Origin of the sequence: Planomonospora antibiotica, assembly GCF_014647955.1 — a bacterium.
Classification (GTDB): Bacteria; Actinomycetota; Actinomycetes; order Streptosporangiales; family Streptosporangiaceae; genus Planomonospora; species Planomonospora parontospora.
Genome location: NZ_BMQE01000024.1, coordinates 55,581 through 75,225, shown reverse-complemented (window position 1 = coordinate 75,225; position 19,645 = coordinate 55,581). Strand labels below are relative to the sequence as shown.

16 protein-coding genes are annotated in these 19,645 nt (G+C 73.7%); 11 read left to right on the top strand and 5 right to left on the bottom strand.

All coding sequences use genetic code 11. The features are described 5' to 3' along the window. Window positions 1-14: 14 nt before the first annotated feature. From IEZ06_RS21600 to IEZ06_RS21585, 4 genes are all read right to left on the bottom strand, one after another. Window positions 15-1,727 (bottom strand): HAD family hydrolase, encoded by a 1,713-nt coding sequence (locus tag IEZ06_RS21600; RefSeq protein ID WP_189238512.1) that lies wholly within the window; start codon window positions 1,725-1,727, stop codon window positions 15-17. A 99-nt stretch (window positions 1,728-1,826) separates the two neighbouring features. Next, the gene (locus tag IEZ06_RS21595; protein ID WP_229798504.1) at window positions 1,827-2,828 is read right to left on the bottom strand and encodes a DUF418 domain-containing protein; all 1,002 of its coding nucleotides are present in this window, start codon (window positions 2,826-2,828) and stop codon (window positions 1,827-1,829) included. 225 nt (window positions 2,829-3,053) lie between these two features. After that, window positions 3,054-3,917 (bottom strand): DUF3152 domain-containing protein, encoded by an 864-nt coding sequence (locus tag IEZ06_RS21590; RefSeq protein ID WP_229798503.1) that lies wholly within the window; start codon window positions 3,915-3,917, stop codon window positions 3,054-3,056. Window positions 3,918-4,089: 172 nt separating this feature from the next. Continuing rightward, window positions 4,090-4,989, bottom strand: coding sequence for an alpha/beta hydrolase family protein (locus tag IEZ06_RS21585; protein ID WP_189238511.1), 900 nt, complete (start codon window positions 4,987-4,989; stop codon window positions 4,090-4,092). Between the two features lie 308 nt (window positions 4,990-5,297). On the opposite strand from IEZ06_RS21585, the gene IEZ06_RS21580 reads away from it, so the two are divergent. Beyond that, entirely contained in the window at window positions 5,298-7,712 is a 2,415-nt protein-coding gene (locus IEZ06_RS21580) for a putative bifunctional diguanylate cyclase/phosphodiesterase (RefSeq protein WP_189238510.1), read from the top strand. Between the two features lie 64 nt (window positions 7,713-7,776). Here IEZ06_RS21580 and IEZ06_RS21575 read toward each other — a convergent pair whose 3' ends face one another. Continuing rightward, complete coding sequence (locus IEZ06_RS21575; protein WP_189238509.1) at window positions 7,777-8,538, bottom strand: DUF4328 domain-containing protein; 762 nt, start codon at window positions 8,536-8,538, stop codon at window positions 7,777-7,779. Window positions 8,539-8,963: 425 nt separating this feature from the next. Here IEZ06_RS21575 and IEZ06_RS21570 point away from each other — a divergent pair, with 425 nt between their 5' ends. Genes IEZ06_RS21570 through IEZ06_RS21525 form a run of 10 tightly spaced genes read left to right on the top strand, consistent with a single transcriptional unit; the run spans window position 8,964 to window position 19,609 of the window. Continuing rightward, window positions 8,964-10,196 (top strand): ATP-grasp domain-containing protein, encoded by a 1,233-nt coding sequence (locus IEZ06_RS21570; protein WP_189238508.1) that lies wholly within the window; start codon window positions 8,964-8,966, stop codon window positions 10,194-10,196. Beyond that, a complete protein-coding gene (locus IEZ06_RS21565; RefSeq protein WP_189238507.1) occupies window positions 10,193-10,978 on the top strand; it encodes a Rossmann-like domain-containing protein in 786 nt (261 codons plus the stop codon). The genes IEZ06_RS21570 and IEZ06_RS21565 overlap by 4 nt, the downstream gene beginning before the upstream one ends. Next, complete coding sequence (locus tag IEZ06_RS21560; protein WP_189238506.1) at window positions 10,975-12,018, top strand: PLP-dependent cysteine synthase family protein; 1,044 nt, start codon at window positions 10,975-10,977, stop codon at window positions 12,016-12,018. Before IEZ06_RS21565 ends, IEZ06_RS21560 begins: the two co-directional genes overlap by 4 nt. After that, on the top strand, window positions 12,015-13,010 hold the full coding sequence (locus IEZ06_RS21555) for a dipeptide epimerase (RefSeq protein WP_203872057.1): 996 nt from the start codon (window positions 12,015-12,017) through the stop codon (window positions 13,008-13,010). The genes IEZ06_RS21560 and IEZ06_RS21555 overlap by 4 nt, the downstream gene beginning before the upstream one ends. Continuing rightward, on the top strand, window positions 13,007-14,149 hold the full coding sequence (locus IEZ06_RS21550; RefSeq protein WP_189238505.1) for an MFS transporter: 1,143 nt from the start codon (window positions 13,007-13,009) through the stop codon (window positions 14,147-14,149). The genes IEZ06_RS21555 and IEZ06_RS21550 overlap by 4 nt, the downstream gene beginning before the upstream one ends. Further along, entirely contained in the window at window positions 14,146-14,907 is a 762-nt protein-coding gene (locus tag IEZ06_RS21545; RefSeq protein WP_203872058.1) for a class I SAM-dependent methyltransferase, read from the top strand. The genes IEZ06_RS21550 and IEZ06_RS21545 overlap by 4 nt, the downstream gene beginning before the upstream one ends. Continuing rightward, a complete protein-coding gene (locus tag IEZ06_RS21540; protein WP_189238504.1) occupies window positions 14,900-16,432 on the top strand; it encodes an ABC transporter substrate-binding protein in 1,533 nt (510 codons plus the stop codon). Before IEZ06_RS21545 ends, IEZ06_RS21540 begins: the two co-directional genes overlap by 8 nt. Continuing rightward, window positions 16,429-17,340, top strand: a complete 912-nt coding sequence (locus IEZ06_RS21535) for an ABC transporter permease (RefSeq protein WP_203872059.1) — start codon at window positions 16,429-16,431, stop codon at window positions 17,338-17,340. The genes IEZ06_RS21540 and IEZ06_RS21535 overlap by 4 nt, the downstream gene beginning before the upstream one ends. Next, complete coding sequence (locus IEZ06_RS21530) at window positions 17,337-18,086, top strand: ABC transporter permease (RefSeq protein ID WP_189238503.1); 750 nt, start codon at window positions 17,337-17,339, stop codon at window positions 18,084-18,086. The genes IEZ06_RS21535 and IEZ06_RS21530 overlap by 4 nt, the downstream gene beginning before the upstream one ends. Continuing rightward, a complete protein-coding gene (locus tag IEZ06_RS21525; RefSeq protein WP_189238502.1) occupies window positions 18,083-19,609 on the top strand; it encodes an ABC transporter ATP-binding protein in 1,527 nt (508 codons plus the stop codon). Before IEZ06_RS21530 ends, IEZ06_RS21525 begins: the two co-directional genes overlap by 4 nt. Window positions 19,610-19,645: the final 36 nt, after the last annotated feature.

The following is a 19,645-nucleotide window of genomic DNA, read 5'->3' as shown; positions in this document are numbered from 1 at the left end:
GTGAAACGGACGGCTCAGCCCGGCCCGGTGGCGGCGGCGGTGTAGCGGTCCTCGACGAGCTCCCGCACCCGCCTCCTGGCCTCGGCCGCGGAGTCGCCGGGCTCCCGCTCGACCTCGGCCACCTCCGCCGCCAGTTCCTCGTCCTTGACCTGCTCGGCGATCCACCGCGAGTAGTCGCCCCGGCGCAGGTGGTGGTTCCAGGTGTCGTCGTCGACGCCGTCGGCGAGCCTGCAGAACACGGCGAGGTTCTCGGCGCGCAGGTTCAGCGCCCCGTGCGGACCCCGGAAGTAGAAGCTCTTGGCCTCCCCGAGGTCCCCGATCGCGTACTTGCGGCGGTGCCTCTGGCGCTCCTGCCGGGGCGGGGTCAGCTCCACCCGGAGCGGATCGGCCGGCGGCTGCCAGAGCAGCAGGTGCCCCGTCGGCAGGTCGGGGAAGTCCTCCGGGGGCAGGATCTGGCCGGTGGCGGCGGCGAAGGTGCCGAGTGCGTCGCCGGGGGACTCGCCCACCACGGCGATCGCGTTCAGGGTCTGCAGCACCGGTCCGCTGACCGCCGCCGGGTGCACGGTGACCATCAGCAGCGCGCCCACCTCCCGCAGCAGGCCCACCGACTCCAGGCCGAACCCGTCGGGCATCATGTGGTGGGCCTCGTCGACCACCAGCCAGTGCGGGTGCCCGTGGCGGGCCCGGAGCGCCGACAGGCGGGGCAGGAACCCCTCGAAGAAGCCCGGCCGGTCGTCGAGGGACACCCCCAGCAGGTTGACCACCACGCTCTCCCCGGGCTCCTTCAGCACCTGGACGATCTCGTCCTCGGTGGGGGCGCGGCGGCCGTCGCCGAGCACGACCGCGCCCTCGATCCCCTCGATGTAGTCGCCCTCCGGGTCGATCAGGCAGAACTGGTACCCGGCCTCGGCGATGCGTTCCAGCAGCGCGGCGGTGACGGTGGACTTGCCGCTGTGCGAGGGGCCGGCGATCAGCAGCCGCAGGCCGTACGGGGAGAACCGGAGCTCGCCGTCCTCGACGGTGCCCAGCAGCAGGTGGTGCCGGTCCACGTCGACCTCGGACAGGTCGGTCTCGACGATCCGGCCGGCCAGCTCGGCCACCCCGGCGCCCCGCTCCCCGGCGGTCACCAGGTCGCAGCGCTCCTTGACGGCGGGGAGCGCGTTGGCCACCGCCGCCGCGCACTCGCAGGCGACCAGGAACGCGTGGTCGTTCTCCGCGTCGCCCACCCCCACCGTGCTGTGCGCCGAGAGGCCGAGCTCCGCCAGCGCGGCGGCCAGGCCGCTGGCCTTGTTGACGCCCGAGGGCAGGACCATGACCGCGCCCTTGTTGAAGATCATCTGCAGCTCCAGGCCGAGCTCCTGGATCGCGTGCAGGACGGTGTCGCCGTGCGGCTCCCGGGTGGCCACGATCACCGAGCCGACGCTGAGCGGCTCCACGCCCCGCTCGCGCAGGAGCTCGACGAGGCTCGCCGGAGGGGCCTCCGCCAGGGACGTGCTCGTCTGGTCGGCGGGGCGGTAGAGCACGGCCCCGTTCTCGGCGACGACCCGGTCGAACAGGTCCAGCCGGGGGAAGACCCGCAGGAGGTCCTCCAGCTCCCGCCCGGTGACCATGATCAGATGCCGTCCGGAGCGTACGAGACGCTCGAGCGCGGCGACGGTGCCGTCGTCGACGCGGCCCTCGGCGGCCAGCGTCTCGTCGTAGTCACAAGCCAGGGCGTGATAGCGCATGTGGGATCGGGTACCCGGCCCCGGCGGGGACATCGTCTGGAACGGGTGAATTCCTGAGCCGGAAGACTTGAACGTCGCCGTCCCCGCCGCGGCGAGGCCTCAGGCGGGCACGGGAGACCTGCGGTTCGGGACCCGTTCCAGCCAGGTCAGGCACCGCCACAGCCACTCCACCGGGCCGTACCGGAACCGCGCCAGCCACCACCGGCTGAAGGCGACCTGGGCGGCCAGTACCGCCACCGCCAGCGCCGGCACCGACAACCGGGTCGGATCGGCGACCAGCAGCGGCAGCGCGCCCAGGATGGCCGCCGTACTGAGCAGGTAGTTCGTCAGGGCCATCCGGCCGAGCGGGGTGAGGGCCCGCATCAGCAGGTCGCGCAGACGGGTGCGCAGGAGCAGCAGCAGACCGGTGCCGTAGGCCGCCGAGCAGGCCACCCCGCTCGCGGTGTACGCGCTCCGGAAGAACAGGAGACCTCCCGTGGAGGAGGCGATCCACAGGTAGACGAGTCCTCCCGCCAGCACCGTGCTGACCACGAAGGCGGGCGCCAGCAGGCGTTCGGAGAGCGGGAACTCCATCGCGGCCATGCCCAGCAGGAACAGCCCGCTGACCAGGGCCCCGCCGCCGCCGTGGCCGACCCCCCAGACGGTGGCGCCGATCCCGGCCAGCAGCACCATCAGGTCCGGCAGGAACGACGCGGGCAGCAGCACCATCGCACCGAAACCCGCGTACGGCAGGAGCACCTCGTCCGGGTTCACCAGCCGGTGCGCCGCGCCGAGGCAGGCCAGCACGGCCAGCCTGCGCAGCAGGATCAGGCGGGGGTGCTCCGACCGGTCCTCGGCGGAGCGGAGGAACAGCACGAGGCTCATCCCGAACAGGAACGAGAAGATCGGGAAGAACTTGGCCTGGAAGAGGCTGTCGACGACCCAGTCGACGGAGTTGCGCGCCGGGTGCTCCATCCGGTCGCACGTGTGCTGCCAGGTGTTGACCACCATGATCCCGCACAGCGCGAAACCGCGGAGCGCGTCCAGCTCGTGAAGTCTGCGGGGCGCCGAGGGGCGCCGCTCACCGGCCATACGACGGAGACCGTCACGGAATGCAGTCACGCGAGCACCGTATAGCCGACGATCGGCGGGAAACGGAGAAGCACGCCGTGCCTTGCCTGACTCTGTGCCGACGACCGGTGGTCCGGTGTCGTGACCGTCCGTGACCGCCCGCGTCCTCCCGTGCCGTGTCCCGTCACCGCGGGAGGGCACCCGTGACCGTCCGTGGTCCCCCGCACCCTCCCGCGCCGTGTCCCGTCACCGCGGGGCCGGCCGCCGGGGCGACGGTCAGCGCTTGGGGAAGGGCCAGGCGTTGGGGCGGCAGCCGTACAGGGACTTGGTCTGCTGGAGCATGACCGGGGCGCGCCGGCCCGGTCCGGGGCAGGGCACGTGGCCGTGTCCCAGCCCGTGGCCGACCTCGTGGTTGACGACGTACTCGCGGTAGGAGGCGACGTCGCCGCGGTAACCCGGCACGCCCTGGTTCCACCGGACCGCGTTGATGACCGCCTGCCTGCCGTTCCAGCAGGACAGCACGCCGTGGGTGCGCAGCGGCAGGCAGCGGCGGTCGGTCAGGGCCGGGCTGGACAGCGAGACGCGGAGCTTCGCCGGTCCGCGGGACACCCGTTTGAAGCGGAAGCCCCAGCCCCGCGGGTCGTTGAGGATCCGGTGCACCTCGTCCGCGAACTCCTGCGGGTCGAACGGGAGCCCGCGCTCCACCTCGACGACGTACCGGACGACCTTCCCCCTGCGCCGCGACGGAGGCGCGGCCTCGCCGGGCACGACCGCGTACCGGCCGCTCGCGGCCCTGGGCACCCGCACCTTCTCCGGCTGCAGCCGCCCGTTGGCCAGCAGGCGGGTCCGCTGCGCCTCGGGGGCGGGCTCGGGCGGGGGAGTGGGGGTGACGGCCACCGGAGGCGTCGCGGTCGGCGGTGCGGTCGGCGGTGCCGCCGGTGGGACCGTCACCGCGGCCGGGGGCGCCGGTGTTCCCGGAAGGGGGGAAGGCGGTCCGGGCAGGGCCCCCGGAGAGGGGGCGGGATCGGGGAGGGGCAGGGCCGCGACCGCGCTTCCGCCGGCCAGGAGCATGGACAGGCAGCCGAAAACGAGCAGCCAGAGACGAGGCCTGCGCAGCTGATTATCTATGTTCCCGGGCATAGGGCACAAACCCTATTGCCCCTCGGGTATCACCAAAAACACCGGTAACGGGTGTGTCGGAACGGGCCCCGGGGAACGGGGACGGCGGCCGCCCGGAGAAGGGCGGCCGCCGTCGTCACGCGTCCCGCCCGGCGCGGGCGGAGACCCCGGTGGGCAGGTCTCGGGGGAGTGCCTAGTGCGGGCAGGAGGAGCGGTACTCCTCGATCTGCGTGCTGCGTCCCGGGGCGGGGCACAGGAACTGGTCGTAGCGGAGGTCGTCGTCGACGAAGCGCTTCATCCACGCGATGCTGTACTTGGCGAGCGTGCTGTTGGAGCTGTTCGGCGCGAAGTGGCTGGCGCCGTTGAGTTCCAGGTAGGCCTTCTCCGGAGCGGAGGACAGGCTGTTGTAGAACGGCTCGGAGTGCGAGGCCACCGGGGCGACCGAGTCGTTCTCGGCGCCGATGATCATCGTCGGGACCTGGACGTTCCCCCAGCTCTTGTCCGTGTGCCACGGGGTGAGCGGGATGGCCGCCTGCAGGGACGGGCGGCTCTCGGCCGCCGCGAGGGTTCCGCCGCCGCCCATGGAGTGGCCCATGACGCCGATGCGGCCGGCGTCGAGCCGGCTGCGGACCGTGAGGCTGCTCTCCTCCGCCAGGTGGTCGGCCGCCGCCAGGAGCTGCCGGCCCCGGCTGTCGGGCTGGTCGGAGCGGGTGATGGTGTCGATGTTGAAGACCACGAAGCCGTGCGAGGCGAGCCGCTCGGCGAGCCAGGCCATGGTGGACCTGCTCGCGGTGAAGCCCGGCGCGACGATGACGCCGCCGAAGGTGCCCTGGCTGGTGTCGGTCGGGTAGTAGATCGTCCCGCCGCCGAATCCTCTCGCGGCGAGGGAGGAGACGGTGGTGCTGGAGACCCTGAACGGGCCTCGGGAGGATTCGAGGCTGGAGCTGGTGGGGTCCGGGCCGCGCTCGTAACCGGCGGCGGCGTGGGCGGCGGGGGCGATCGCGCCGGCGCCGCCGGCGAGGGCCAGCGCCAGCGCCAGCTTGGTGAAGGTCCGGGCCCGGCGGTTCACGGGGGTCGGGGGGTGTGACTGCACGTCGGTTGCTCCCTGCTCGTAGGAGGGGAACCGGGTGACGGCGTCCGCGCCGGCAGCCGTCCGGTACGGAGCCTCCGGGGGCGGCAGCTCCGTGCCGTGGGGGGTCCCGCTGTTCCCCTCGAAACGTTGACAGGAAGTACTGTCGCGCTGTCAGGCGTCGTGATGCATCGGTGAAATCACCTATCTAGTCCGAAACGGGGGAGATCGACCCCTTTTTTCAGGGTCTTCGATTCGTTCGCCCGCTTTGGTCAACTGCCGGACCGAGGTGCCGATAGGGGGGAGCCAGATCTCACGGAAGGACCACCTCCATGCGCCAGCCATCGCGCTCGACGCTCCGGCGATCCCCGCACCGGGGCGGTGCCGAAAGCCGGGCCACGCGAGGCTGGCTGGTGTACCTCCTGGCCGGCGGCCTGCTGGCCGTGGCCTCCCCGCTGCTGCCCGCCCTGCCGGCCGTACTGGCCCAGGTGGGGGTGCAGGGGGCGACGGTGCTGGTCATGGTCGTCATGATCCGGCGGCACGGGCTGAGCCGCCTGTGGCCGTGGCGGATGGTCATCGTCGCCGCCCTCTCCGCCTGGCTGGCGACCGCGCTGGGCTGGGCGGTCGGCTGGACATGGCTGAAGATCCCGCAGTTGCTGCACTTCTACAACCTCTTCACCCTCTTCGCCTACCTGCTCGGGCTCGCCGCCCTGGTGCTGCTGAGCCGGCGCAGCGGCGGATCGCCCAGATCGGCGCTGCTCGACGCGGGCATCATCACCGTGGGCGCCGCCATGCCCGCGTGGACCTTCCTGCTCCACCCCCTGCTGCACGGCGTCCACCGGGTGGACACCGATCTGGTGTTCACCGTCTCCACGCCCGTCATCGACCTGTTCATGCTGGGGCTGGCGGTGCGGCTGGCGCTCGGCAAGGGGCGGGCGGCCTGGCCGGTCCTGATGAGCCTGGCCTACGGCATGGTGTTCGTCTCGGACGGCAGCCACCTGCTCAACCTGGCCGCGGGCCGCCCGGACGGCGCGCTGACCCTGGTCGCCTGGATGGCCTGGCCGGTCCTGATCGGCAGCGCGGCGCTCCACCCCAGCCTCGGGGGGGCCGCCGAGATCGTGACGCCCGAGGTCGGCAACCGGGTGCGGGTGGCCACGTTCCTGGCGCTGACCGTGATCAGCCCGCTGGTCTCGGTGGCGGGGCTCAGCCTGGCCGGCGACGGCCTCCCCGGCCGGTTCCACGCCGAGCTGGTGATCACCGGGCTGACCGTCCTGCTCGCGGTCCTGCTGGTGGTGCGCCTCAACCTCGTCGCCCGGCTGGCCGAGGCGCGCGCCGTCGAGCTGGACCGTCAGGCCGAGCAGCTCACCGCCCAGGCGGACGAGCTGTCGGCCGCGCTGCGCCGCCAGGACGTGCTCCAGCGCCGCCTGACCCACCGCGCCGCGCACGACCCGCTCACCGGACTGGCCAACCGCACCCTGCTCGGCGAGGTCCTGCAGGACGCGATCACCGCCCACGCCGCCCGGCCGGACACGCCCCCGCCCGCGCTGCTCCTGCTCGACCTGGACGGTTTCAAGGACGTCAACGACACCTACGGCCACCCGGTCGGCGACAGGCTCCTGACCATCGTGGCCCGCCGCCTGCGCGGTCTGGTCACCGGCGACCAGGTCCTGGCCCGGCCCGGCGGCGACGAGTTCGCCGTCGTGCTGCCGGACGCCACCGTCGAGGAGGCCCTCTCCACGGCGCAGCAGGTGCTGACCGCCGTGCAGGCCCCCTACCGCCTGGGCGAGCGCGAGCTGTACCTGACGACCAGCATCGGCGTGCTGGCCGAGGTCCCGGTGGAGGGCGCCTCGGAGGCGCTGCGTGACGCCGACCTGGCCCTGTACGCGGCCAAGTCCGCGGGCAAGAACCAGGTCACCGTGTTCGACAGCGCGCTGCGCGCGGCCCGGCTGGAGCACACCCGGCTCGCCACCGGCCTGCGGCACGCCCTGGCCCGGGAGGAGCTCGCCCTGGTCTACCAGCCGGTCGTCGACCTGGCCACCGGTGACATCCGAAAGGTGGAGGCCCTGCTGCGCTGGACCCCGGCAGGCGGGCCCCCGGTCCGTCCGGACGTGTTCATCCCCATCGCCGAGGAGACGGGCCTCATCATCGACATCGGCCTGTGGGTCCTGGAGCGGGCCTGCGCCGACGCCCGCCGCTGGCACGAGGACCACGGCATCACGGTGGCCGTCAACGTCTCGGGCCGCCAGCTGCGCGACGAGACCTTCAGTGACGCGGTGCTGGAACTGCTCGACCGCCACGAGCTGCCCGAGCACGCGCTGACCCTGGAGATCACCGAGAGCATGCTGCTGGCCACCACCGCCGCCGAGACCCGCCGCATCGTCGAGGTCCTGGCGGGGCTGCGCGCCCACGGAGTGAGCATCGCGCTGGACGACTTCGGCACCGGCTACTCCTCGCTGGCCTACCTGCGCACCCTGCCGGTGGACATCCTCAAGATCGACCGCTCGTTCACCACCCCGCTGACCGAGGCCGACCACCACCGGACCCGCGCCTTCACCAAGGCGATCCTGGAGCTCTCGGCCAGCCTGGGGCTCAGCACCGTCGTGGAGGGCGTCGAGTCGCGCGACCAGGCCGACGTGCTGCAGCAGATGGGCTCTCCGCTGGCCCAAGGCTACCTGTTCTCCCCGCCCGTGCCGCCCGCGCGGATCGACGACATGCTGCGGGTCACGCCGTGGAAGAACGCGGCCTGACCGCGGCGCCCCCCGCCCGCCGTGCGGGCCTCGGCCGCGCGGCGGGCGGGGGCGCCGCGTCCGCCTACGGGATCGGCGCGACCCGGGCCGTCTCCCCGCCCCGGGCGCCCCGGGTCTGGAAAGCGGTGATCTTCAGGACCACCGTGGCGGCCAGGGCGGCGCAGATCAGGGTCGGGGCGGCGAAACCGATCTCGATCCTGGTCGCCACGAGGTAGGCCTCCAGGTCGTCGCCGTCCGCGAAGGTCCGGTAGGCGAAGCCGGACATCACGATGCCGATCAGCCAGAACAGCCACCACGCCCGGACCAGCCCCGCACGCCGGGCGGTGTGCAGGGTGGTGTGGCCCGGTCCGCGGAAGCCCGCCGCGCCCAGCCGGGACGTCGTCCAGACGTCGTCGACGATCTGCTTGGGATACCACAGGTGGACGATCGGCACGACCCACCCGAAGACGGCCCAGGCGGCGTGGCGGCGGTGCGGGACCGGCAGCATGGCCTCGGCGTTGGAGCGGGCCCGCAGCAGCCAGAGCACGAACAGGACCGCGGTGACGACGTAGGAGAGGGTCTGCGCCAGTCCGGACATCCCGTAGAGGCGGTCGTTGGCGTCCACCGCGCCCATGTCGACGGTGTCGGGGGAGTCGATGAGGGCGGAGATCAGGAAGGTGCGGTCGACGGTGATCGCGAGTGCGACCAGGTCGGCCAGGGCGTTGACGGCCAGCATGGCGACCACGGCGGTCGCGAGACCGCGGATCGGCCGCACGGCCTCCGGGGCGGCGGGTGCGGGGGGCACCGGATGGGGCCCGCGGGGATCGTGGAACTGGTCGCCGTACACCGCATCGCTCCTGGGGAGGGGTTAAGAATCACCCATAAAGATGACATAAGGGTCAATTCAGTGCAAAGCGTTATAAATCTCCTCATGTGATCTTGTCGGGCAATCGGGGGTCGCCGCGGGGATGCGGTCCGGCAGGGGTTGACGAAATGAAAACCATTGCCATTATCATTACACGTCCCGGCCGCCCGAGAGGAGCCCCACGGCCGGAAACGCACCCCGCCCCGTGATCGGACTCCGGTCCGGCGCGGGCGCCGCCCGCGCCTGCGTGACCCGCGAGAACCTGCGAAACGGTCCCGACCGGCTCGCCTGCGCAAGTACGACCCCGTCATCCGCAAGCACGTTCTCCTCGAGGAGGAGCGATGAAAAAGGGCCTCCGACCCGACTGCCGCCCCGGTCCATCGATATGCACGGCCGAAGGGGGCGGCATGGCCCATCTGCTGGTGATCGAGAGCTGGGTGGGGGCGATGAGCACGCTGCTGCCCCGCGCCATCCGCGACGCAGGGCACCGGTTCACCTTCCTCACCCGCGACCTGCACCATTACCTGCGCTCCGCGCCGAGCACCCGCCCGCATCCGCTGCTGGCCGCCGACAACGTGCTGACCGCGGAGACCAACGACCTGTCCGCGCTGCTGTCCCAGGTGGAGCGGTTGCACGACGCGCTCGGCTTCGACGGCGTCCTGTCGTCCTGCGACTACTACCTGCCCGCCGTGGCCGAAGTCGCGGCACACCTGGGTCTGCCCGGCCCCTCCCCGGAGGCCGTGCGGCGGGCCTGCCGCAAGGACCTCGCCCGCGCCGCCCTCCAGGGCGCCGGGGTCCCGGGCCCGCGGTTCGCCGCGGCCTCCTCCTGGGAGCAGGCCGTGGAAGCCGCGGCCGGTCTGGGCTATCCCCTGGTCGTCAAACCGGTCGACCTGTGCGCGGGGATGTACGTGCGCAAGGTGCGCGACCCGGCCGAGCTGCGCACCGCCTTCCTCGCCCTGAAGGAGTTCCCCGTCAACGCGCGCGGCCAGCGGCGGACACCGGTCGTGCTGCTGGAGGAACTGCTCACCGGGCCGGAGGTCAGCGTCGAGACGGTCAGCGCGGACGGCGACGTCCACGTGGTGGGGGTGACCGGCAAGAGCCTGGCCGGTGAGCCGTGGTTCGTCGAGAGCGGCCACCTGTTCCCCGCCGCGCTGGACGCCGACCTGGCCGGTCAGGTGGAGCGGACCGCGGTGGCCGCCGTGCAGGCGCTGGGTCTGGACAGGGGAGTGGCCCATACCGAACTGCGGCTCACCCCGGACGGCCCGGCGCTGATCGAGGTCAATCCGTGCCCCGCGGGCAACCAGATCACCGGCATCGACCTGCCGATGGCCCACGCCAGGCTCGCCGCCGGACAGCAACCGGATCTGACCCCTGCCGACACCGGGGTGCGCAGCGCGGCCATCGCCTTCCTGCTGCCCGAACACGCGGGCCGGATCGCCGCCGTGCACGGCACCGACGGGCTCGCCGCCGCCCCGGACGCCGTCGACTGGTCCGTCAAGCCGGCCGGGCACCAGGCGGGCGAGCCCACGAGCAACAACCACTACCTCGGCCACGTGATGGTGACCGACACCTCCGGCGGCGGCGCCGGGGCGCGGGCGCAGGAACTGGTCGCGGGCCTGAAGGTCGAGTACGAGCGGTGAACCTGACGACGCTCACCAAGCGGGTGCTCACCGGAGAGCTGGGCCCCGACCCCGCCCGGGAGCGGGTCAGCACCGCCTTCACCACGCGGCAGGGGGCACGGCACGACTCCCGCGGCCGCACCTACCGCAACCAGGTGGTCAGCCTGCGGGTCGGCCGGGCCGTGGGCTCCTGCGCGGTGGAGCCCGGCGAGGTCGCGGACGGGATCGTCGAGGAGTGCGCCGGCACTGCCGTCGCCGACCTGCTGGCCCATCCGGCGCCGGCGGTCCGCGTGGCCGCGCTCGACGCCTACCTGATGTCGGCCCGCCCCCACTGGGGCGAGCGGGTCACCCTGCCGGCCGGGACGTCCCTGGAGAAATCCCTGGCCCGGGCCGCGACCGTGGTCGACCTGCTGCCCGACGGCGCGCGCCGGGTCCTCGTGGTCGGCGTGGTCAACTCGCTGCTGCACCGCCTGCGTGAGCGGGGCGTCCGCTACGTCCCGTGTGACCTGAAAGGCGGCTCGACCGAGTGGGGCGAGCCGGTGACCGCCGACGCCGTCGCCGCCCTCGACGGCTGCGACGCCGTGCTGGCCTCGGGGATGACCCTGGGCAACGGGAGCTTCGACGGCCTCCTGGACCACGCCCGCGTGCACGGCAAGCCACTGGTGGTGTTCGCCCAGACGGGCAGCGCGATCCTGCCGCACTTCCTCGGCGCGGGCGTCACCGCGGTATCGGCGGAGCCGTACCCCTTCTTCTGGCTCGACGGCGGCGACACCGTCCTCTTCCGCTACCGGGAGCAGGCATGAACGACCTGCTGTCCCTGGTCGGCCGGACGCCGCTGGCCCGGATCACCGCCCCGCTGCCCCACCCGCACGGCGGGTTCTGGGCGAAGCTGGAAGGCTCCGGCGTCGGCGGGATGAAGGCCCGTTCCGCCGTCTCCATGCTCACCGCCGCCCGAGCCCGCGGCGAGCTGCACCCCGGCGCCCCCGTCGTGGAGTCCACCAGCGGGACGCTCGGGATCGGGCTGGCCTTCGCCGGTCAGTGCCTGGGGCATCCCGTGGTGCTGGTGGTCGACGACGAGCTCGAGCCGGCCATGCGCACCCTCCTGCGCGCGTACGGCGTGCGTCTGGAGGTCGTGGACCGCCCGCACCCGCAAGGCGGTTGGCAGCAGGCCCGGCTGGACCGGTTGCGCGAGCTGCTGGAGCGGCTCCCCGGCGCGTACTGGCCCGACCAGTACAACAACCCCGACAACCCCGACGGGTACGCCTCGCTCGCGCGGGAGCTGGCCGAGCGGCTCGGCCACGCCGACGTGCTGGTGTGCAGCGTGGGCACCGGCGGCCACAGCGCCGGGATCTTCCAGGGCCTGCGCCGCTACTGGCCCTGCCTGCGCCTGATCGGGGTGGACACGGTGGGCTCCACCGTCTTCGGCCAGCCCGCGCGCCCCCGGCTCATGCGCGGCCTGGGCAGCAGCATCCACCCGCGCAACGTGGCCTACGAGCTGTTCGACGAGGTGCACTGGCTGGGCCCGGTCGAGGCCGTCGACGCCTGCCGCAGGCTGGCACGCGGATCCTTCGTCACCGGCGGGTGGAGCACCGGCGCGGTCGCCCGGGTCGCCGCCTGGACGGCACGCCGGGAGGCCGGCGCCGTCGTGGTCGCGGTGTTCCCCGACGGGCCGGACCGCTACCTGGGTTCGATCTTCGACGACGAGTACTGCCGGGCCCGCGGCCTGCTGGGGCGGCCCGAGGACCAGCCCGTGGAGATCGCGCATCCGCGCGCCGTCGAGGTGTCCGGCTGGGCCCGCTGCCGCACGGTGGCCGACCCCCTGCTCGCGGAGGTGCCCGCGTGAGGCTCACCTGGACCGTGACGCCACTGGTGCTGCGCGAACCGCTGCGGATCTCCAGGTCGGTGATGGCCCGCCGGGACGCCGTCCAGCTCACCGTGGCGCACGAAGGACTGCGCGGCCACGGGGAGGCGGTGACCAGCGTCCACCACCGGCTCGACGTCGAGCTGATCACGGGCCTGCTGCGGCGGCTGCGCCCGGCGCTGGAGGAGCTGCCCGGCCCGGAGGAGGCCCTGGCGGCCGCCCCCGGTCTCCTGCCCGATGCCCCCGGCGTGCTCGCCGCCGTGGACGCGGCCCTGCACGACCTGGTCGGCAAGCGGCGCGGCCTGCCGGTCCACGCGCTCTGGGGACGGCGGTGGTCCGAGACCGCGACCGCCTTCACCGTGGGCATCGGCCAGGATCCCGCCCCCGTCCTCGACCGGGGCTTCCAGCTGATCAAGATCAAGCTGGGCGGCGGAGACGACGTCGCGCGGGTCCGCGCGATCCGCCGCGCCGCCCCCGGCGCGCGGCTGCTCCTGGACCCCAACGGGGCGTGGACGGCCGAGCAGGCGGTGCGGATCCTCGACGAGGTCGCGCCGCTGGAGATCGAGGCCGTCGAGCAGCCGGTCGCGCCCGGAGCCGTGGACGACCTCGCCTGGGTGGCGGCGCGCTCGGCGATCCCGGTGGTCGCCGACGAGGACGCACGGACCCTGCGGGACGTGGAGAACCTGCGGGGCGCCGTCCACGGCGTCAACGTCAAGCTCGCCGAGTGCGGCGGCCCGACGGCCGCCCGGCGGATCATCGAGTTCGCCCGCCGCCACGGCCTGCACGTCATGCTCGGCTGCCAGGTGGCCAGCAGCCTGGGCATCGCACCCGCCGTGCACCTGGCACCGGCGGCCCGCTGGGCCGATCTGGACGGGCACCTGCTGCTCGCCGAGGACCCGTGGACCGGCATCGGCGGGCACGACGGCGTGCTGCGGCTGAGCGGGGAACCCGGGCTGGGGGTGCGGGCCGCGTGAAAGAGCTCTCGTGGACCGTGCGGCTGCTGCTGGTCAACCAGTTCGGCGTCAACACCGGCTTCTACCTGCTGGTGCCCTACCTCGCCGGCCACCTCACCGGGAACCTCGGCCTGTCCGCCGCGGTGACCGGCGTCATCCTGGGGGTGCGCAACCTCAGCCAGCAGGGACTGTTCCTCATCGGCGGCTCCGCCGCCGACCGCCTCGGCGCCCGAGGTGTGATCATCGCGGGCTGCGCGCTGCGCACCGTCGGGTTCGCCCTGTTCGCGTTCGGCGCCACGGTGCCGCTGCTGCTGGCGGCCGCCGTGCTCAGCGGGCTGGCCGGCGCCCTGTTCAACCCGGCCGTCCGCGCGTACGTCGCCGTGGCGGCTCCCGACAAGGCCAGGGCGTTCGCGCTGTTCAACGTGTTCGCTCAGGCGGGAGCGCTGTGCGGGCCGGTGCTGGGCGGCGTGCTGCTGCTGGTGGACTTCCGGGCCGCCGCGCTCACCGCGGCCGCGATCTTCGCGGTCCTGACCGTCGCCCAGGCGCTCGTCCTGCCCGCGCGCGAGGTGCCGCCCAGCGGCTCGTCGGTGCTGGGGGACTGGCGGCGCTGCCTGGCCGACCGGCGCTTCCTCGCCTTCACCCTCGCGCTCAGCGGCATGTTCGCGCTGCAGAACCAGCTCTACCTGGTACTGCCGCTGGCCGCCGAGCAGGCGACCGGCACGGCGGGTTCGGTGGCGCTGCTGTTCCTGGCGTCCACCGTGGCGACCCTGCTCTTCCAGCTGCGGATCACCCGGTGGCTGGAGGCGGCGACGAGCCGGGGCCGCGCGATGGCCTCGGGCCTGGCCGTGATGGGGGCCGGATTCCTCGCCCCCGCCCTGCTGCCGGGCATCGTCCCGGTGCTGGTCGCGGTACTGGCGCTGGCCTTCGGCGTGATGATGGCGCAGCCGTTCGTGTACGAGCGGATCGGCCACTTCGGCGGCGAGTCGCTGGCCGGCACCTACTTCGGCGTGTTCTACCTGGTATCCGGGGTGGTCGCCGCCGCCAGCACCGCGCTGGTCGGCTGGGCGGGCGCGGCCGGGGCCGCCGTGTGCGCGGCGATCGGGCTGGGCTGCGCGGCGGCCGTGCTGGTCCAGGAGCGGCGTACGGCGGTGCCGGCGTGAACTTCCTGACCGACAACCCCGCCCTGTACGAGGCGCAGTTCCCCGATCCGGACCGCAGGGCCGCCCGTTTCCTGGACGAGCAGGTACGGCGCTTCGGCGGCGGGAGAAGCCTCCTCGACGTCGGCTGCGGTACGGGCCGCGACGCGGGCCACCTGGCCGGTCTCGGCTATGACGCCACCGGGATCGACGTGTCCGAGGCGATGCTGGCCTACGCGCGCGAGCACCACCCGAAGGCGGTGTTCGCCCGCGGCGACATGCGCGACTTCGCGCTCGGCCGCCGCTTCGACGTGGTGACGTGCCTGGACAGCGCGATGCTGTACTGCCACACCAACGCCGACCTGGCCGCGTTCCTGGGCCGCTGCCGCGCGCACCTGCGCCCCGGCGGGCTGCTGATCGCCGAGATGCGCAACGGTGCCCACTTCCTCACCCACCCGGTTCCGGCGCCCTTCACCCGCACAGTCACCCATGCGGGCGTCACCTACACCTCCCGTACGGAGCTGTGGCTCGACCACGCCGCCCAGCTGCTGCGGCGCCGCCGCCGGTGGCGATGGCCCGGCGGCGGGCCGCTGGAGCAGCACTCCGCCTGGCGGCTGCTCTTCCCCCAGGAGCTCGCCTACTTCCTGACCGTCGCCGGGTTCGAGGTCCTCGACCTGTTCGACCGGCCAGGGCCCCGGGCGGAGCCGCACGACGGCCCGCCCCTGTCCGCCGACCGGCTCCACCTCATCGCCCGACTCGCGAAGGACCCCCACCATGCGTGACCATCTCAGCCGCCGCGGCTTCCTCGGTCTGACCGCCGGAGCCGCCCTGCTCGCCGGATGCGGCACCGGCACCGCCACCACATCCCCGGCGTCCCCCGGCGGCGGCTCCGGCGGGAGACTGCGTGCCGTGTTCGCCGGCGGCGGCGCCACCGAAGTGCTGGATCCGCACCTGGCCAACCTGTTCAACGAGGCCGCACGCGCCAAGGCCCTCTACGACAAGCTCGCCGATCTCGGCCCGGACGTCTCCCCGCAGCCCCGCCTGGCCGAGAAGTGGGAGCCGAACGCCGACTTCACCGTCTGGCGGATCACCCTGCGGCAGGCGCACTTCCACGACGGGCGGCCGGTGCGCGCCCGGGACGTGCTGGCCAGCTACGCCCGCATCGCCGACCCGGGCAAGACCTTCCGCGCCAAGTCCAGCCTCGCGCTCATCGACCTGCCCGGCAGCCGGGCCGTCGACGACCGCACGGTCGAGTTCCGGCTCAAGCGGCCGTTCGCGGAGTTCCCCAACGTGCTGGCCGCGTTCGGCACTTACATCGTCCCCGAGGGGGCCACGGACTTCAGCGAGCCGGTCGGCTCGGGCCCGTTCTCCTTCGTGTCGTGGAAGCCGGGCAGCTCCGTGCTGCTCAGGCGCAACCCCGACCACTGGGACGGCGCGCCGTACATCGAGGAACTGGAGTTCCTCATCGCCAACGAGGAGTCCGCGCGGATCAACGCGCTGCTGGGCGGGCAGGTCGAGTACGCGCACGACCTCAGCCCGGCCTCCGCCCGCCAGTACGAGGGACGCGTCACGGTCGTCCGCGCCCCCAACAGCGCGATGCAGGCGTTCGCGATGAAGACCGACCGCGCCCCGTTCGACGACCGGGACCTGCGCCAGGCGCTGTTCCTGCTCACCGACCGGCAGCAGCTGGTCGACGCCGTCATGCCCGGTGCCGGGCAGATCGGCAACGACCTGTTCGGCAAGGGCTACCTGCACTACGCCGATGGCATCCCCCAGCGCGCGTTCGACCTCGACAGGGCCAAGGCGCTGATCAGGAAGGCCGGCGCGGACGGCCTCACCGTCGAGCTGACCACCTCCACCGCCGCCGCCGGTTTCGTCGAGGCGGCCACGGTCTTCGCCGGCCAGCTGCGCGCCGCCGGGCTGAAGGCCACCGTCACGAGCGGCAGCAAGGACACCTACTGGGCCGACATCCTCACCAAGGGCTCCATCGCCAGCTTCCGCTCCGGGGCCATGCCGATCGAGACCCACATCGCGCAGCGGCTGCTGTCGGCCTCCACGACCAACGCCACCAAGTGGGCGCGACCGGAGTTCGACGCGCTCTACGAGACGGCCGTCTCGGCGCGCGACGCCGCCGACCGCCAGGCCGCCTACCTGAAGATGCAGCAGATGCTGCACGCCGAGGGCGGACTGCTGGTGTGGGGCTTCGCCGACTGGATCGTCGCGACCTCGCCGAAGGTGAGCGGCGTGCAGGCGGCACCCGCCAACACCCTGGACTGGGCTCGGTTCGACAAGGTGAGACTGGGGTGAACCTGACCCGCTACGCCGCGCGGCGGCTGGCCGTGGGCACCGTGCAGGTCGCCGCGGTCACCGGCCTGGTGTTCCTGATGACCGAGGCGCTGCCGGGCGACGCCGCGGTGGTGCTGGCGGGCGACCAGCCGGACCCGGCGCGGATCGCGCAGATCCGCGCCGAACTCGGCCTGGACCGTCCCCTCGCCGAACGCTTCGCCGCGTGGGCCTCCGGGATGGCGCGGGGCGACTTCGGCGCGTCACTCGTCTCCGGCCGCCCGGTCGCCGAGATCATGCTGGACGCGCTGGCCCCCACCGCCGTGCTGGCCGGGCTCACCCTGCTGCTCCTGATCCCGCTGTCGGTCCTGCTCGGGGTGGCCGCCGCGCTGCGCGAGGGCAGCCTGCCGGACCGGGCGCTGACCGCCGCCGGCGCCGCGTTCTACGCGGTCCCGGAGTTCGCGCTGGCCATCGTGCTGGTGGCGGTCTTCGGCGTGGCGCTGGCGTGGCTGCCGCCGACCGGGCTCGGCGGGCTCACCGCCGCCACCCTGGTGCTGCCGGTGACGGTGCTGCTGGTCCGGCCCGTCTGCTCCACCGGGCGGCTGATCCGCTCCACGCTGATCGACGTGCTGGCCGCGCCGTACGTGCGGCACGCGCGGCGCCTGGGACTCGGCCGGCTCGCGCACGCGCTGCCCAACGCGCTCGCACCCGCCGTCCAGCACCTGGCCCGCACCGTCGACTGGCTGCTCGGAGGCGTCATCGTGGTGGAGGCCGTCTTCGTCATCCCCGGCCTGGGCAGCGCGCTGGCCGACGCGGTCGGCCAGCGCGACCTTCCCGTCCTGCAGGGGCTCGCGCTGCTGTTCGCCGCCACGACCGTCCTGGTGAACCTGCTCGCCGACGTCGCGGCCTTCCGGCTGGCTCCCCGCGCATGAGACTCCTCCTGCTCGCCGTCCCCCTGGCCATCGCCCTGGCCGGACCGTGGTTCGTCCCCGGCGAGGTGGTCCACGGCGTCTCCTACACCGGGGCGGGCCTGCTCGGCACCGACTTCGCCGGGCGCGACGTGTGGCACCAGGTGCTGCTGGGCGGGCGGTCCCTGGTGCTGACGGCCGTGCTCGCCACCGCCGGCGCCTATCTGCTGGGCACCGGGTGGGGCCTGGCCGCGGCGCGTGCGCCCCGGATGGCCGACGAGGCGCTGATGCGGCCGCTGGACGTGCTCATGGCGGTGCCCTCCCTGCTGCTGCTCCTGGTGACGGCGGCCCTGGCCCCCGGCGGGGCGCTCGTCTGGATCGTCCTGCTGATCCACCTGCCCGACATCGCCCGGCTGGTACGCGCCTGCGCGCTGGAGATCGGCACCCGGCCCGCCGTGGAGGCCATGCGGCTGCAGGGCGAGAGCCGGTGGCGGATCACCGCCGGGTTCGTCGTGCCCTCCATGGCCCGCGTACTCGTCACCGACGCCGGCACCCGGCTGACCGGGTCGCTGTACCTCGTCGCGGCCGCGAGCTTCCTCGGCGTCGGTGTGCCGCCGGACGCCGCCGACTGGGCGGTGATGGTCGACCGCAACCGGGGCGGCCTCTTCCTCAACCCCTGGGCGGTCCTCGCCCCCGCCCTGCTGATCGTCATGCTCGCCGTCGGACTGAACCTCACCGCCGACCGCGCGTTGAGAAAGGCGGCACCGTGATCGACGTCGACGGGCTGACGGTCGCCGTCCCCGGCCGGACCCTGGTGGACGGGGTCAGCCTCACCCTGCCCGCCGCGGAGACGCTGGCCCTGGTCGGCGCGTCCGGCAGCGGCAAGACGACCACCGCGCTCGCCCTGCTCGGCGAGCATCCGCCCGGCGCCCGCGTCACCGGCCGCGTCAGTGTGGCCGGGCACGAGGTCACCCCCGCGCAGCCTCCGCCGCCCGGGACCGTCGCCTTCATCCCGCAACACCCCTCCACCGTGCTCAACCCGGTGCTGCGCATCGGGACCGTGCTCCGCCGGATCGCGGCGCGGCACGGCGGCGGCGTCCAGGACGCCCTGCACCGGGCGCGGCTCCCCGGCGACCGAGCCTTCCTGCGGCGCTTCCCCCACCAGCTGTCCGGTGGGCAGCAGCAGCGGCTCGTCCTGGCGCACGCGCTGCTGACCGGCCCGTCCGTGATCGTCGCCGACGAACCCACCACCGGCCAGGACGCCGTCACCCGGGCCGAGGTGGCCGCCGAGCTGTCCGGGCTCGGCGTCGCCGTCGTCCTGCTCAGCCACGACCTCGACCTGGTGCGGGAGCTGGCCGACCAGGTCGTCGTGCTCAAGGACGGGCGGGTCGTGGAGTCCGGGCCCGCGGTGCTGGACGCCCCGCGCAGCGACTACGCCAGGGCGCTGGTCGCCGCACGGCCCCGCACGCCCGCCGGCCGGACGGAGCCCCGCCGGGAGCCCCGCCTGGAGCCGCTGCCGCTCCTTCAGGTCGCGGGTCTGGGCACGGAGGTCCTGCGCGAGGTGGACCTCGACGTCGCCCGCGGTGAGCGGCTGGCCGTCGTCGGCCGCTCGGGCAGCGGGAAGACGACCCTCGCCCGCTGCATCGCCGGCCTGCGCCCCTGGACGTCCGGGACCGTACGGCTGGCCGGCCGGCCGCTGCCGCGTTCCCCCCGCAGACGCGGTCGCGCCGACCTGGCCCGAGTGCAGTACGTCTTCCAGGACGCCCGGGCCTCGTTCGATCCCCGGCGCGCCGTCGTGGAGCAGGTCGCCAGGACCGCGGTACGGCTCCGCGGCCAGGCCGCTCCCACCGCGCGCGAGGAGGCGTTCGCGAGCCTGGCCTCCCTGGGACTGGACCACGAGACCGCGCTGCGACGCCCGGACGCGTTGTCCGGGGGCGAGCTCCAGCGCGCCGCCCTGGCCCGCGCCCTGCTCGCCCGCCCCGATGTGCTGATCTGCGACGAGATCACCTCCGGGCTGGACCCCGTCACCCAGGCGGAGACCCTCGACCTGCTCACCGGCCTCGACCTGACCCTGATCGTCATCAGCCACGACCTGCCCATGGCCGTGCGGATCGCCGACCGGGTCGCGGTCGTCCACGAGGGGCGCCTGGTCGAGCACGGCCCGGCCGAGCGGGTGCTCCGCCATCCCTCCCACCCCGTCACCCGCGCCCTCACCGGCCTGACCGAGGAGTCCTCCCCCGCCGCCGGTGATCGGTCCCGCCTCCGGACCGTCCACCTGGAGATCCCGCTCTGAGCCGATCCTGACAGGCGCGGCGGACTCCTGCGGCTC